The sequence below is a fragment of the Streptomyces sp. NPDC079141 genome, from assembly GCF_040686775.1.
GTDB lineage: Bacteria > Actinomycetota > Actinomycetes > Streptomycetales > Streptomycetaceae > Streptomyces.
Genome location: NZ_JBFBLP010000001.1, coordinates 605,730 through 621,989, shown reverse-complemented (window position 1 = coordinate 621,989; position 16,260 = coordinate 605,730). Strand labels below are relative to the sequence as shown.

Sequence of the window (16,260 nt, the reverse complement as noted above, 5' to 3'; positions counted from 1 at the left end):
GCATGAACCCCGTGCAGGACCCGCAGCCCGTCGCGATCGTCGGCATGGCCTGCCGCTTCCCCGGAGCACCGGACATCGACGCCTACTGGTCCGCGCTCCTGGCGGGCCGGACCGCCCTGACCCCGTCGGCGGCGGACGAACTGGACGCCAAGGGAGTGCCCCCGCAGGTCCGCGCCGACCCGGACTACGTGCCCGTCGCCGGCGCACTCGACGGCGTCGACCTGTTCGACGCCGCCTACTTCGGCATCCCCCCGGCGGAGGCGGCCGCCATGGACCCACAGCACCGCCTCTTCCTCCAGGAGGCGGTCCACGCCCTGGAGCACGCCGGCTGGGCAGGCCGCGGCGACGACCGCCGGGTCGGCGTGTTCTGTGGCACCGGCGAGAACCGCTACGTCGCCCTGCTGCCCGAGAACCGGGCTCCGCGCGGCATGTCCGACGCGCCCGCGGCACTGCCCCTGCGCGTCTCGTACCACCTTGACCTGCGCGGCCCCAGCGTCTTCGTCAGCAGCCTGTGCTCCACCTCGCTGACCGCCGTGCACCTCGCCCGGCGCAGCCTGCTCGCCGGGGAGTGCACCCTCGCCCTGGCCGGCGCCGTCTCCGTCCAGCTCCCGCAGCACCACGGCTACCGGGCCCACGACGGCGGCGTGATGTCCGCCGACGGCGCACTGCGTCCGTTCGACGCGCGGGCCCACGGCACCGTGCCCGGCAGCGGCGTGGGCGTCGTCGTCCTCAAACGGCTCGCCGACGCGGAGCGCGACGGCGACACCGTCCACGCGGTGATCCGCGGCTCCGCCCTCAACAACGACGGCTCCGACCGCCAGAGCTTCGCCGCACCCAGCGTGCGCGGCCAGCGCGACGTCGTGATCGCCGCGCTCACCGACGCCGGCGTCGAGGCCGCGACCATCGGCTACGTCGAGGCGCACGGCACCGGAACGCCGCTCGGCGACCCGGTCGAGCTGGCAGCCCTGCGCGAGGCCCGGGAACGGCTCGGCGCGAGCACACCCTGCGCCGTGGGCGCCGTGAAGTCGTCCGTCGGACACCTGGACACCGCCGCCGGAATGGCGGGACTTCTCAAGACTGTGCTCGCCGTCCGCGAGGGCACGATCCCCGCGACCGTGGGGCACGACAGACTCAACCCCCTGATCGACGTCGGCGACAGCGGCCTCTACGTCAGCACCGACGCCCATCCCTGGCCGCTGACCGGACATCCCCGGCGCGCTGCCGTCACCGCGCTCGGCGTCGGCGGCACCAACGCCCACCTCGTACTGGAGGAACCGCCGCGGCCGTCCGCCCGGGCCGCCGCCGGGGACGAGGGCGAACCACGCGTCTTCCCGCTCTCCGCCCACACCCCGCAGGCGCTCGACCGGCTGCGTGAGCGCCTGGCCGCGGCCGTGACCGCGCCCGGCCCCTCCCTGCTGGACACCGCCCACACCCTCCAGCAGGGCCGTACCCCACACCCGGTACGCCGGGCATGGGTGGCCTCCTCACGCGCAGGCCTCGCCGACGCGCTGCGCGACCGGCGGGGCGATGCGGAGATCGAGGACCGACTGGTCCTGGGCATCCAACTCCCGCTGACCCAGTCGGAGTTGGACGGCGGCGTGTACGAACTGCTCGACTCCCTGGCCGCCCTCGGTATACACCCCCACGCCATCACCGCCGTGAACGGCGGCGAGTTCCTGGCCCTCGGTCAGGCCGGCGCCCTGCCCCGCGACGTGGCGCTGCGCTGTGCCACCCGGCACCTGAAGGCGCTGGCCTCGGCGGGCGGCGATCTGAGCGCGTGCGAGCGGCTGCTGCTGGAGACCGAACGGGAGCTGCGGGCCTGCACCCTCGCCCCGCCGGCCTTCGCCGTCCACGCGCCGGTCCTGGGGGAGGAGTTCGGCCCGGACCGGGCCCCCTCGGCCGACCACGTCCTGGAGCTGACCCGCGCCGTGGTGATGGGCGAGGACGCGGGGCTGCTCCCGGCGCACTGCCCGGACATCGTGGCCGCCGCGGCCGACCGGGACACCTGGCTGCGACTGCTGGCGCACTGCTGGGAACGCGGCGCCGACGTGCGCTGGGAGCGGCTGTCCGGCACCGAGGGCGGGCGCCGGGTGCCGTTGCCGGGCTACCCGTTTGAGGAGGTGCGGCACTGGGGGATTCGTACCGCGCCGGTGCCGGTGCCGGTGCCGGTGCCCGTGCCCGCGTCTGCCTCGGGAACGGCCGACGTGCCGACCGAACTCGCCGCCATCTGGCGGACGGTGCTCGGCGTGCCCGAAGTCGGGCTGGACGACGGCTTCTTCGCCCTCGGCGGCCACTCCCTGCTCGCCGCGCAGGTCATGACACGGATCCGGGAGAGGTTCGAGGTACGCGTCTCCCTCGGTGACCTCCTGGACGCCGACACGCTGGCCGGAATGGCGCGGCTCGTCGAGGACGAGATCGCCGCGATGCGTGTCTACGCCGCCTCGACCGCCGTGCCGGACCACACGAGGGAGACCGTGGAACTGTGAACGTCACCCGCTTTCTCGACGATCTGGCCGCGCGCGGCATCCAGGTGACCCCGGCCGACGGCAGGCTCGCCGTCTCCGCCCCCGAAGGCGTCCTGACCGACGGCGTCAAGGACGCCATCCGCGGCCGGCGCGAGGAGATCCTGGAGTTCTTCCGGGAGTACGAGGAGGAGCAGTACCGGCGCGGTGTGCGCATCGAACGCGTGGACCGGCGGGCACCCATCCCGGCCTCCTACGCCCAGCACCGGCTGTGGCTGGTCGAGCAGACGGCGACCGAACTGCCCGTCTACAACATGTACTTCGCCAGTGACCTGGAGGGCGACCTCGACGAGGACGCGCTGCGCGGCGCCGCCGAGGACCTGGTGCGCCGCCACGAGATCCTGCGCACGGCCCTGACCGAGACCCCCGACGGCCTGTACCAGACCGTCCACGACGACTGCCCCGCCGTCTTCTCCGTGCGGCGGACCGACACACCCGGCGCACGGGACGAGGCCCTCTTCGACGCCGTAGCCACCCGCTTCGACCTGGCCACGGCCCCGCTCATCCGCTTCGACCTGCTGCGCACCGGCGCGAGGCGGTGGACCTTCGTCGTCACCCAGCACCACGTCGTCTCCGACGGCTGGTCGACCGGCCTGATCAAGAAGGAACTGTCGGAGCTGTACGCGGCCCGCCGCGCAGGCCGCCGCCCCCGCCTGCCCGAACTGTCCGTGCAGTACGCCGACTACGCGGTCTGGGAACGCCAGTGGCTCGGCAGCGACCTCGCCCGCCGCCAGCGCGACTACTGGCGCAGCACGCTCGCCGACCTGCCACCCCTGCTGGAACTGGTGCCCTCGCGGCAGCGCGAGGCCGTCCAGAGCTACCGCGGCTCCGCACACACCTTCCGCTACGACGCCGCGTTCCTGGCCAGGGCCCGCGAGCTGTGCGCCGAGACCGGGACGACGCTGTACGGCGCCTTCATGGCCGCGTACTCCCTGCTGCTGTCGAGGATGACCCGCCAGGACGACATCGCCGTCGGCAGCCCGCTGGCCAACCGGCCCTACGCGGCGCTGGAGTTCACCCTCGGCCTGTTCTTCAACTCCATCACCGTACGCAGCCGGATCGACGAGACCCGGACCGTACGCGAGCACCTCGCGCGGACCCGGCGCACCGCGTTCGACGCCTTCGCCCACCAGGACCTGCCGTTCGACCAGGTCGTGCAGGCGGTGGCGCCCGAGCGGAGCAGCTCGCACTCCCCGGTCTTCCAGACGATCTTCATCCTGCAGACCTACCCGGGCGAGGAGTTCACGCTGCCCGGTGTGCGGGCCACGGCCGCCGACACGCCCTTCTACTCCGCCCAGTACGACCTGATGTTCAAGCTGCGCGAGGACGGCGACGGCCTCAAGGGCCTGCTCCTGCACAGCGACACCCTGTTCGACGAGGACGACGCGCGGCGCTTCACCGGCTGGTTCCGGCACCTGGTGGAGCAGATGTGCGCCCACCCGGACGCCCCGCTGAACACCCTGCGCCTGACCGACCCCGACAGCGAACGGCTCATCGCCGGCTGGAACGCCGCCACGGCCCGCCCCGTGCCCGCCGGCCGGGCCGAGGAGACCGTCCTGCGACGGCTGCGCGAGCGCGGAGACGCACCGGCCGTCACCTTCCGCGGCCGGAGCGTGTCCGGCGCCGAACTCGCCCGGCGCGCCGAGTCGGTGGCGGCGGGCCTGCACGCGGCGGGGCTGCGGCCCGGGGCACGCGTGGCCGTCCTGGTGCCCAGATCGCCCGAGCTCGTCGCGGTCCTGCTCGGCGTCCTGCGCGCGGGCTGCGCCTACGTCCCGCTGGACGGCACCGCCCCCGACGCGCGGCTCGCGGCCATGCTCGACTCGGCCGACTGCACCGCCCTCGTCACCGCCGCGCCCTACACGGGCCGGTGCCCGGACTTCCCCGGCCGGCACCTGGACGCGGCCGCGCTGCTCACCGCCCCGGGCACCGCGGGCCTCCCCGAGCCGGACCCCGGGGCCGCGGCCTACGTCATCTTCACCTCCGGCTCCACCGGGCAGCCCAAGGGGGTGGAGGTCACGCACGGCAACCTGAACAACCTCTTCATCGCCCTGGACGAGGCGGTCGCGCTGCCCGACCCCGCCGTCTGGCTGGCCGTCACCGGCGTCACCTTCGACATCGCCGTGGTCGAGCTGCTGTGGACCCTGGCCCGGGGCGTGCCCGTGGTGCTCGCCGAGACGGCCGAGAGCCTGCGCCAGGACACCACCGACGGCGCCGAGCCCGCCACCGTCCCCGAACTCGTCGTCCGGGAAGGCGCGACCGCGCTCCAGGCCACCCCCACCCTGCTGCGCGGCGTCCTCGCCCTGCCCGGCGCCGAGGAGGCCCTCGCCCGGCTCGACGTGCTGATGGTCGGCGGGGAACCCCTCGACCGGACGCTGGCCGCACGGCTGAAGGGGCTCGGCATTCCGCGCGTCCTCAACATGTACGGGCCCACAGAGACCACCGTCTGGTCGACGTACTGGGAGGTCCCGGCCGACGCCGACCAGATCCTCGTCGGCCGCCCGCTGGCCAACACCGCCGCCCACATCGTGGACGCCGGCCTTAACCCCGTCCCGGTCGGCATGTACGGCGAACTCGTCCTCGCGGGCGCCGGTGTGGCCCGCGGCTATGCCGGCCGGCCCGAGCTGACCGCCGAGCGCTTCCCCCACCTGCCCGCCGTCCACCCGGGCGGACCCGTCTACCGCACCGGCGACATCGCCCGCCTGCTGCCCGGCGGCGACATCGAACTCGTCGGCCGCGTCGACAACCAGGTGAAGGTCAACGGCTACCGCATCGAACTGGAGGAGATCGAGCACGCGCTGAACTCGCTGGACTCGGTCGCGCAGGCGGCCGTGTGCGTGCAGCGCGACGGCGAACGCGCGGTCCTGGTCGCCCACTTCGTGCCCCACCCCGGCGCGGAACCCGACGAGGCGACGCTGCGCGCCGGCCTCGCCGGCCTGCTGCCGGACCAGATGCTCCCGGCCGCCTACGTCTCCCGCACCACCCTGCCCACCACGACCAGCGGCAAGACCGACCGCAAGGCCCTGCCGCCGGTCCGGCTCACCGCCGCCCGCGACCACACCGCCCCCGAGCCCCGCAACGACCTGGAAAGACGCCTGCTGGACGTCTGGCGGTCGGTACTGCGCGACGAGAACGTGGGCCCGGCCGACGACTTCTTCCAGTCCGGCGGCTCCTCCATCCTCGTGGCCCGGCTGCTCACCGAGGTCCGCGCCCACGTCCGCGAGGACGCCCGCATCGTCGACCTCTTCCGCTACCCGACCGTCCGGGCGTACGCCTCCCACCTCAGCGGCACGGACCGCTCCGGGACGGCGAACGCCGGCCGAACCGCGGCACCGGCCGCCCGGCGCGAGGCCCAACTGCGGCGCCGACAGCAGGTCCTGCGCAAACAGCAGCGCCGCGCGGCGGCACCCGCGAGCGAGCCGGACTGACAGGCCACCGACCCCGACCCCCGACCGTCCGGCACACCCCTCCCCACGGCGGTGTTGCCCCGCCCCCGGAGCAGAAGCCTTGGCTGCCGACCTTCCCGACCACGACACCGACGCCCCGGCCGTCGCCATCACCGGTATGGCCTGCCGCTTCCCCGGAGCCGACTCGCCCGGCGCGTTCTGGGAGCTGCTCCGGGACGGCGTGGAGCCGCGCGAGGCCGTGCCCGAAGAGGAACTCGAACGCGCGGGCCTGCTGGAACGGGCCCGCAGCGACCCGTCGTACGTCGCCTTCCGTAAACCCTTCGCCGACCCCGCCCTGTTCGACGCGGGCTACTTCGGCCTGACCCCGGCCGAGGCCGCCGCCACCGACCCGCAGCAGCGCTTCCTGCTGGAGACCACCGTCCACGCCCTGCACGACGCGGCCCTCGACCCCGGCTCCTTCAAGGGCGCCGTCGGCGTGTTCCTCGGCCTGAACCACTCCGACTACCTGCTCCACCACGTCATGCACCACCCCGAGGTGACACAGAGCCTGGGCTGGCATCGCGTCCTGATGGGCAACGACCGCGGGTTCACCGCGACCGGCGTCTCCTACCGGCTGGGCCTGACCGGCCCGAGCGTCGCGATCGACTGCGCCTGCTCCTCCGGCCTGGCCGCCGTGCACCACGCCTGCCGCGCCCTGCTGGATTACGAGACGGACGCGGCGGTCGCGGGCGGCGCCGCGATCAAACCCACCGACCTCGGCTACCCCCATGTCGACGGCGGCATCGGCTCACCCGACGGCCGCTGTCGGCCCTTCTCCGCCCAGGCGGCGGGCACCGTGTTCGCCAGCGGCGTCGGCGTCGTCGTGCTGCGCCGCCTTGAGGACGCCCTGGCCGACGGCGACCGGGTGCTGGCCGTCATCCGCGCCAGTGACCTCAACAACGACGGCGCCCGCAAGAGCAGTTACACCGCCCCCAGCGCCGAAGGCCAGGCCGAGCTGATCGCCTCCGTGCACCAGCTCGCGGGCGTCACGGCCGACCGCGTCTCCTACGTGGAGGCACACGGCACCGCCACCGCCCTCGGCGACCCCATCGAGGTCAGCGCCCTCACCGAGGCCTTCCGGGAGACCACCGAGGAGCGCGGATTCTGCGGGATCGGGTCGGTGAAGTCGGCCATCGGCCACACCGACTCCGCCTCCGGCATCGCCGGACTGATCAAGGTGGTGCTCGCGCTGCGCCACCGTGAACTGCCCCCGACCCTCGGCTGCGAGGAACCCAGCCCGCACATCGACTTCGCCACTTCGCCGTTCCGCGTGATCGGGCAACGCGAGCAGTGGGACGGCCCGCGCCCGCTCCTGGCCGGCGTCAGCTCCTTCGGCGTGGGCGGCACCAACGTCCACCTGCTGGTCGAGGAAGCGCCCGCCCCGCCGACCCGGCCCGCCCCGGCGCCGACCGGCGCACAGCTGCTGCCCTTCTCGGCCGCCTCCCGCACCGCCCTGGACGCCTGGGAGAAGAGCCTGCGCGAACGGCTCGCGGACGAAACCCCGGAAGGTGTCCGCGACGTGGCGTACACCCTCGCCCGGGGGCACGCGGTCCTGCCGTACCGGCGCGCCCTGCTGTGGACGCCGGGCACCGAACCGGTCGTACTCGACGGCGACTTGACCCCCACCGGCCGGGCGTCGTGTGCGTTCGTGCTGCGGCACGGTGCGGCGGACCCGCGGGTGCTGCGGGAACTCCTCGCCGATGAGCCCGCGTTCCGCCGGACGGCCGAGCGGCTGGCCGGGCCGTGGGCAGCGGCCCGGGGGAGCGAGGTGCGGCAGGCACTCGACCTGCTGGCCGAGGAGGGGCCCGCGGAGCTGGTCGCCGCCGTGCTGTGCCTGGGCGAGGCCGCCGTCTGGGCCGAGCACCGCGGTGCGGCGCCGCGCGCCCTCGTGGCAGGCCCGGTGACTCGGCCCGCCGCCGCGGTCCTGGCCGGCGCGCTGGCCGAGGACGACCTCGCCGCAGCGCTGGCGGGCCTCGCCCGCGGCATCCCACTCGCCGAGAGCCTGCGCCGCGTCGAGCCGCGTACGGCGGACATACCCTGCTACGACGAGGACGGCACCGAAGTCTTCCCGGCCGGGCAGGTGCCCGACCTCGGGGGGCGTCCCGTCGCCGCGGGCCGCCGTGTGCTGCCGCCCCGCGTGCGTGCGCTGATCCGGCTCGGCTCGGCGGACGGCCTGCCCGGAACCGGCGTACCGGACTCCTTCGGGTCGGCCCTCGCTGTCGACGAGACCTGCCTGACGGCGCGCCTGGGCCGGGGCTGGGCGCTGGGGCTGGTGGAGGACCTCGACGGGTCGGCGGACGCCGACGGCGGCCGGGTCGTGGACGTGCCCCGGTACCCCTTCGACCGGCAGCGGCACTGGCTGGAGCCCCGCCCGGCGCAGCGGGCCGAGAGCGAGGAACCGGCCGGGGACGGCTTCCTGGCGCAGGCCGTCGAGATCTTCGCCCAGTGCCTCGGCGTCGACGAAGTCGCCCCCGACGACGATCTGTTCGGGCTCGGCGGCGACTCGCTGCTGGCCACCCGGGTCGTCGCCATGGCGGGCTCGCGGCTGCGGGCGAGCGTGCCGCTGGGCAGCTTCCTGCGCGAGCCCACACCGCAGACCCTGGCCCGGCTGGCCGCGGACCTGGCGCCACCGGAGCCGCAGACGGGCGGGGCGCTGCCGGCCGACGGGGTGCTGCCGCTGACCCCGCAGCAGGAACGGTTCCTGTTCCTCGACGAGATCGACGGGGCGGGGGAGGCCTACAACGTGCCGGTCCTCGCCGACCTGCGCGGACCCCTGGACGTGGCGGCGCTGCGCGGCGCGCTCGCCGACGTCGTGGCCCGGCACGAGAGCCTGCGCGCGGTGTTCGCCACCACCGTGGACGGCGCGACCCAGGAGATCCTGCCCTCGGTCCCGGTGGAACTGCCCGTCGTCCCCGTCGCGGACGAACCGGCGCTGCGCGCCGCCGTCGCCGAACTCCTCGACTTGAGGCTGCCGTTGGACCGGGCCCCGGTCCTCGCCGCCCGCCTCTTCTCGCTCGGCCCCGACCGCAACGTACTGGCGCTGTCCGTGCACCACATCTGCGCCGACGCCCACTCCACCGGCGTCCTGCTGCGCGACCTGTACGCCTGCTACACCCGGCGCACCACCGGCACGTCCGCCGCCCTGCCCGCGATCGACGGACTCCTGGCCGCCCACGCCCGGTCCGTCACCGGATGGCTCGCCTCCCCGGACGCCGACCGCCAACTCCGGTTCTGGCTCAAGGAGTTGGCCGACCTGCCCGAGCCGCTCCAGCTGCCCGGCGAGGAGCCGCCCGCCGCCCGCGGCTACCGCGGCGACCTGCTCGACTTCAGCCTCCCCGCCGGCCTGTCCCGGCAGGTGCGGGAGCTGGCCGAACGGCTGGACACCACCCCGTTCGTGGTGGTGTTCGCCGCCTTCGCGGTGCTGCTGGCCCGGCTCGGCGGGCGACCGGACCTGGTCGTCGGCGTGCCGGTCTCCGGCCGGCACCGGCCCGGGACCCGCGATCTCATCGGCAACTTCGTCAACACCCTGGCGATCCGGGCCAGTACCGGCGACGCCCCCGACTTCGGCTCGCTGGTGCGCCGGCTCGCCGAACGCGTCACGGCCGGCCTGGACCACCAGGACCTGCCCGTCGAGGTGGTCACCCGGCACCTCACCGGCGGCGGCGACCCGCAGGGCACCCCCCTCTTCCAGGTGCTGTTCAACATGCTCAGCCTGGACGCGGGCGGCGCCGAACCCCCACCCGGCCTGGAACGCCGCCCGCTGCCCTTCGACCGGCACACCAGCCCCTACGAGCTGTCCCTCGACTGGTGGTTCGCCCGCGACGGGGCCATCGCGGGCCGGTTCCTGTACGCCACCGACCGCTTCGGCCGGGAGACGGTCGCCGCCTGGCAGGAGTCCTTCGCCTTCCTGCTCGACACCCTCACCCGCGCCCCGGACCGCCCGCTGCGTGAGATCCCCGCCGAACCGCCCGCCGCGGCCGCACGCACAGCCGCCGCGCTGACCGGCCCGACCGTGCCCGTGCCGCGGCGCCCGGTGCACGCCGTCTTCGCCGGCCTGGCCGCCGCCCGCCCCGACCGGCTCGCCGTCACCGACGGCCGTACCTCCCTGTCGTACGGCACCCTCGACCGGATCTCCATCGGCGTGGCCGAACTGCTCGCCGAACGCGGCGTCCGGACCGGCGAGAGCGTGGGCATCGCCATGGACCGGGGCGTGCCCGTCGTGGCGGCGATCCTGGGCGTGCTGCGCGCCGGGGCCACCCCCGTGCCCTTCGACCTCACCCACCCCGGGCAGCGGCTCGCGGTGATGGCGCAGGACTGCGGCGCCCGCCTGGTGCTGTGCACCCGCGCGGCGGACGCCCGGTTCGCGCACGGCGCGACCCCGCTGGAACTTCCGGACATCACCGCCCTGCGCGGCGCCGCCCGGGCCGCGGCCGGGGACGACGTGGACCCGAACGTGGGCGCCTACCTGACGTACACCAGCGGGACGACCGGACGGCCGAAGGGCATCCACTTCCCGCACCGGGCGCTGGCCAACCTCATGCACTGGGAGACCGAGGGCCACCGTGCCGCCCGCAGGTGGCTGCAGCTCGCCTCCTTCGGCTTCGACGCCGCCTTCCACGAGATGTTCGGCGCCCTGTGCTCGGGAGGATCGCTGCACATCGCCGACGAGGAGACCAAGCACGACCACGACCTGCTGGCGGACTTCGTACGCGGGCAGCGGGTGCAGAAGGCGATCGTGCCGGTCTCCCTGCTGCACGCGCTCGCCGCCCGCTTCGCCACGGACACCTCCGCCTTCGCCTCCCTGACGGAGATCGCCTCCACCGGCGAACAGCTCCGGCTGAGCGAGTCCGTGATCGCCTTCTTCGAGGCCCTGCCGGACTGCCGCCTCATCAACAACTACGGCCCGGCCGAGACACACGTCGTCACCTCCTACCGCTTCACCGGCCCGCCGCACACCTGGCCCCGGCACGCACCGATCGGGCGGCCCATCCAGAACGTCACCCTGGCCGTCCTCGACCCCGACGGACAGCCCGCACCGCACGGTGCGGTCGGCGAGCTGGTCATCGGGGGCGTCTGCGTGGCCACCGGCTACCTGGGGCAGCCGGAGCTGACCGCGGAACGCTTCCTCGACCGCGGCTATCGCAGCGGCGACCGGGCCCGGCTGCTGCCCTCCGGCGACGTCCGCTTCCTCGGCCGCGGCGACCGGCAGGTCAAGATCCGCGGCTTCCGGGTGGAACTGGGCGAGGTGGAGAGCGAGATCCGCAAGGATCCCGGCCTCGACGACGTCACCCTGGTCGTGCGCGGCCACGAAGGCGACCAGCGCATCGACGCCTACCTGGTCACCACCGCCGGACCCGGCATCGCCGAGCGCACCCGCGCACGGCTGCGCGCCGCCCTGCCCGCGGCGATGGTGCCCGCCTCCTTCACCGTCCTCGACCGGCTCCCGGTCAACGTCAACGGCAAGGTCGACACGGCACGCCTGCCCGCACCCGGCGCCTCCCGGACCCCCGCCGCGGAACCCGAGCCGCACGGCAGTGCCCTGTCCTCGGTGCTCGCCATCTGCCGACGGGCCCTGCAGAACCCGGACCTCGGCCCGGACGAGGACTTCTTCGACGCCGGCGGCCACTCCCTGCTCGCCACCCGCGTCCTGCACGCCGTCCGCGAGGAGTTCGGCGTCCGCCTCTCGGTACGGGAGTTCTACGAGGCCGCGACCGCCGCCGGAATCACCGCCGCCCTCACGGGCCGCGACCGCTCGGACGAGCCGCACGAGGAGCTGCCCCCGGCCGCCGAGCCGCTGCTGCTGCCGCCGGGACTGAGCGACCTCGTCGACGGAACCCCGTCGGCCGCCCGCCAGAAGACCTTCGTGTTCGACACCGGCCGGCCCCTGGACGCCGCGCGGCTGCGAGCCGCCGCGGACGCGGTGACCGCCCGGCACCGGGCCGTCGACCCCGACCGCGGCGCGCGCCCCCACGAGATCGCGGTGCACGAGATCCCGGCGGGCCAGGACCCGGCCGCCCGCCTCCACGACGAGGCCCAGCGCGTGCCCATCACCCCCGGCCGCGACCCCCTGTTCCGCCTGGCGCTGGCTCAAGCACCCGGCGACACGGGCCTGTTGGCCCTCACCGTGCACCTCGCCGCCCTGGACGGGCGCGGCCTGAACACCCTGTGCCACGCCCTGGCCGAGGCGTACGACGACCCGGACGCCGTCGGCGAGCCCGACGACGGCTTCCTGCGTTATGCGACCTGGCGCCGCGCCCTCGTCGGCTCCGAACGCGCCCGGCAGGCGGCCGACCTCTGGCGGTCGCTGCTGCCCGCCGCCCCCGGCGAACTGGACGTACTGCGCCCCGAGGCGGACGGCGTCGTCGCCGGACGGACCTCCTGGACACCCGGGGAGCGGCTCCAACAGCAGCTGCGCACCGGCTGCACCGAGCATCGCGTCACACCGTTCCTGCTGCACCTCACCGCCTTCTGCACCGCCCTCGCCTGGTCGCGCCGGACCGACGAGGTCACCTGCGCGGTCGCCCTCGACGGCCGCGTCCACCCCGACCTGGACGGGACCGTCGGCGCCTTCGCCAACGTCGTACCGCTGCCGTTCCGGCTGGAACGCACCCAGCCGCTGCACCGCGCGCTGGAGGCCGTACGCACCGCCTTCCACCGGATCGACGCCGTCCGCACCGTGCCGTACAGCGATCTCGCCGCGGCCGACGGGCGGCTCGGCGCCTTCCGGGACCTGCCCGTCGTCTTCAACTACGCCCGCGACGACGGAAAGGAGCTGCGCCTCGGCGGGCGCCGCCTGCCCGCCGTGGGCCCCGACCCACTGGCTCCCGGGCAGCGCCTGCACTGCACGGTCGCCGACGGTCCGGCCGCCTTCCGGACGCGGTTCAAGTACGGCGCCGGACCCGCCGAGCGGCTCGACGCCCGCCTTCCCGCCCTGTACCGCGCGGCCCTGTACGCCCTCGTGTTCGAGGCCGACACCCCTGCCGAGGACCTCATGGCCTCGGCCGACCCCAGGCAGGAGCCATGAAATTCGGCCTCTTCTTCTTCGCCAACGGGCAGGGCGCGCCCGAGCAGTACCGCCTGCTGCTGGAGGCGGCCCGCATCGCCGACGACGAGGGCTTCTCCGCGGTGTGGACCCCGGAGCGACACTTCCACGACTTCGGCGCGCCCTTCCCCAACCCCGCCGTGACCTCGGCCGCGGTCGCCGCCGTCACCTCGCGGGTCGGCGTGCGGGCCGGGAGCGTGGTGCTGCCCCTGCACGACCCCCTGCGCGTCGCCGAGGAATGGGCCGTCGTCGACCAGATCTCCGGCGGACGCTCCGGCCTCGCCCTCGCCTCGGGCTGGAACCCGCAGGACTTCGTCCTGGCCCCGGACCACTTCGAGCGGAACAAGGAGCTGGTGCGCGACGGCGTCCACGCCCTGCGCGCGCTGTGGGCCGGCGAGGCCGTGCCCAGGCGAGGGCCCGGCGACACGCAGTGGAGCGTGCGCACCCACCCGCGCCCGCGCCAGGACGACATCCCGCTGTGGATCACGGCGGCCGGCTCGCCCCGCACCTTCTCCCTGGCCGGAGAGCTGGGCTGCGGCGTCCTGACCCATCTGCTCGGCCAGTCCTGGGACCGGCTGGAGGACAACCTCGCCGACTACAGCGAGGCGTTGGAGAAGACCGGCCACGGCATCGAGCAGGAGCGGGTGGCCCTCATGCTCCACACCTTCGTGACGGACGACGCGCATACGGCGCTGGAGACGGCGCGGGCGCCCATGACCGCGTACATGCGCTCGTCCATGAACCTCTTCGGACTGAAGTCGCCCCAGCCGGCCGGCGCGGGCGAGCCGACGGAGGCGGCGATGCGGGAGCTGCTGGACCACGCCTACGAGGAATACGCGCACTCGCGCTGCCTCATCGGCTCCGTCGACGGCTGTCTGCCGCTGGTCGAGTCGTTGGCCGAACTCGGCATCGACGAGGTCGCCTGTCTGATCGACTTCGGGGTGGGGACGGACGAGGTGCTGGCCGCGCTGCGTCATCTTGCGGTGCTGAAGCGGAAGTGCGAGGAGCTGTGAAGGTCTTGCCGAGTGACATCACGTTCAGGGAGTTGCTGGATCGCGGCGCACAGCCGATTCCGGTTCAAGAAGCGGAAGTTGCCTGCTTTCTGATTCACCATTCGGGAGGTTCCGCCGCCAGCTTCTATCCGCTGATCGGCCATCTGCCCGAGAACTGGCGGTCCTTGGCGGTGGAACTGCCGGGCCGGGGTGCGTCCATGGGCCGGGGCCACTGCCACAGCACGGCGGAAGTGGTGGAACGGCTCATACCCGCCGTCCTCGCCCAAGGGGCCGAACGGATCGCCGTCTTCGGCCACAGCCTCGGCGCACTCGTGGCGTACGAGCTGGTCAGAGAGCTGGAGCGGCGAGGCGTGGCACCGGTGTGGCTCGGCGTCTCCGGCAGCCCCGCCCCCCAACTGGTCGCCGGGCGGCGGCTCGGACGGCGGGATCTGTGGTCCCGCGAGCGGCTCGTGGCATTCCTGCGGGACCTCGGCGGCACCCCGGAGGAGATGCTCGCCGTGCCGGACGTGGTCGACTACATGGTTTCCGTGCTGCGCGGCGATCTGCGGGTCGTCGACACCTATGAGCACGTCGACGGGCCGCCGCTGGCGACGCCGATCTCCGTCTATTCCGGAGACGCCGATCCGATGGCCGGCACGGCGCAGCTGGCGGGCTGGCGCGAGAGAGGCCGAGGAGCCGTGGACATCCGGACCTGGCCCGGTGGCCATTTCTATCTGTTCGACCATGTCGAGAGTTTCACCGAAAGCCTGGTGGCGGATGTGCGTTCGGCCGTACGGCAGGCGGCGGGAGCGGCACCGGAGAAGAAGGGCGCAGAGCTGTGAGCGAGAACAATTCCGCCGCCGCGCAAGGGGCTTCGAAGCAGACTGCGGAGCAGGCTTCGGGGCCGCTTTCGGAGCCGGGGAGAATGCGGCGGATCGCCGGTGCGGCACTTCCGCTGTACCTCACCATGATCGCCTCGTCGGCGGCGTCGCTGGTGGACACGGCCGTACTGGGGCGGCACGCCACCGGCTCGCTGGCGGCCTTCGCCGTCACCCTGGCCGTGTTCAGCCCCGCCACCGCCGCGGTGTCCGGGGCGATGCGCGGTGTGATGCCGTTCGTCTCGGCCCACAAGGACGACGCCGAGAAACTGCTGCCGGTGCTGCGCAACGGCATGTGGCTGGGCATCTTCGTCGGCCTGCTGGGCGCCGTCGCGGTCGCGGCCGTGCCCCTCATCGGCAGCGTCGGCGGGATCCCGGAGGCGACCCTCGACGAACTCGGCGTCTTCCCCTACCTCCTGGCCGGCGCCGTCGTCATGATGTCGATCGCCGCCACCGCCACCTCGGCGCTCGTCGGCCTCGGCCAGGGCAAGGCCGTGATGCGCGCCGGGCTGACCGGCACGGCGGCCGCCGTGGTGCTCTCGCTGCTGCTGGTCGGCGGCGTCGGCTCCTTCGACGGCCTCGGCCTGCCCGGGGCCGGCATCGCGATGCTCACCTCCCTGACCATCAACGCCTCCCTCGCCCACCTCCAGCTCCGCCGCAACACCGTGCTGGCGGGCCGCCCGCTGGGCCTGGGCCGGCCGCGGCCGCGCGAGATGCTCAGGCTCGCCGGGGTCGGCATCCCGCTCGCGGCGACCGTGCTCATCAAGTTCGCGGTGCTGGGCGTGCTCGCGTTCTCCGCTGCCCGGGTCGGCACGGACAGCGCCGCCGTGCACAGCATCGCGCTGTCCCTGGTGAACCTGATGTTCACGGCCGCGGTGGCGGTCGGCCAGGCGACCGTTCCGCTGATGGCCGATCCCGTCAAACGCGGTGACGTCGCGGAGATCCGGCGCAGCGCGCTCGCCGGGGCGGCCGTCGCCGTGTGCACGGTGGCCGCGCTGGCCGCGCTGCTGGTCCTGGCCCGCGGTCCGGTGATCTCGGTGTTCACCAAGGACGACGGCCTGCACGACCAGGTGCTCGACCTGCTGCCGCTGGTCCTCCTCGCGGTCCTCGCGGACGCGGTCCAGGCGGTCTTCGGATTCGGGCTGATCGGTATCAAGCGCACGGTGCCCAGCCTGGTCGCCTTCGCCGGCTGCTACGGCCTGCTGGCCCTGGCCGCCGTCCCGGTGGCCGACGCGGGCGGCCTGGACGCGCTGTGGCTCTCCCTGGCCGGCGCCAACCTCCTGCTGGTGGGGGGCCAGGCGTACTTCTTCCACTCACGCAGCGGCGCGGTGCGAGCGGCGGAGCCGACGGCGGTGAGCGCCTGAGGTTCGCCGCCGAGCCGGT

Annotated in this window: 6 protein-coding genes; all 6 read left to right on the top strand. The window is 74.3% G+C overall.

Annotated elements, in window-relative coordinates; translation table 11 throughout:
• Positions 1–2: 2 nt before the first annotated feature.
• Positions 3–2,486, top strand: coding sequence for a beta-ketoacyl synthase N-terminal-like domain-containing protein (locus tag AB0Q90_RS02830; RefSeq protein WP_363162547.1), 2,484 nt, complete (start codon positions 3–5; stop codon positions 2,484–2,486).
• On the top strand, positions 2,483–5,947 hold the full coding sequence (locus AB0Q90_RS02825; RefSeq protein WP_363162548.1) for an amino acid adenylation domain-containing protein: 3,465 nt from the start codon (positions 2,483–2,485) through the stop codon (positions 5,945–5,947). Before AB0Q90_RS02830 ends, AB0Q90_RS02825 begins: the two co-directional genes overlap by 4 nt.
• 79 nt (positions 5,948–6,026) lie before the next feature.
• Complete coding sequence (locus AB0Q90_RS02820; protein ID WP_363162549.1) at positions 6,027–12,989, top strand: amino acid adenylation domain-containing protein; 6,963 nt, start codon at positions 6,027–6,029, stop codon at positions 12,987–12,989.
• The gene (locus AB0Q90_RS02815; RefSeq protein WP_363162550.1) at positions 12,986–14,020 is read left to right on the top strand and encodes a MupA/Atu3671 family FMN-dependent luciferase-like monooxygenase; all 1,035 of its coding nucleotides are present in this window, start codon (positions 12,986–12,988) and stop codon (positions 14,018–14,020) included. Before AB0Q90_RS02820 ends, AB0Q90_RS02815 begins: the two co-directional genes overlap by 4 nt.
• Positions 14,005–14,841, top strand: coding sequence for an alpha/beta fold hydrolase (locus AB0Q90_RS02810; protein WP_365732564.1), 837 nt, complete (start codon positions 14,005–14,007; stop codon positions 14,839–14,841). The genes AB0Q90_RS02815 and AB0Q90_RS02810 overlap by 16 nt, the downstream gene beginning before the upstream one ends.
• Positions 14,842–14,924: 83 nt before the next feature.
• A complete protein-coding gene (locus AB0Q90_RS02805) occupies positions 14,925–16,241 on the top strand; it encodes an MATE family efflux transporter (RefSeq protein WP_363162552.1) in 1,317 nt (438 codons plus the stop codon).
• The last annotated feature ends 19 nt before the right edge of the window (positions 16,242–16,260 follow it).

Coding starts and splice junctions, on each gene's coding strand:
- AB0Q90_RS02805 (WP_363162552.1), top strand. CDS start 14,925: ATGCGGCGGATCGCCGGTGCGGCACTTCCGCTGTACCTCACCATGATC.
- AB0Q90_RS02830 (WP_363162547.1), top strand. CDS start 3: ATGAACCCCGTGCAGGACCCGCAGCCCGTCGCGATCGTCGGCATGGCC.
- AB0Q90_RS02815 (WP_363162550.1), top strand. CDS start 12,986: ATGAAATTCGGCCTCTTCTTCTTCGCCAACGGGCAGGGCGCGCCCGAG.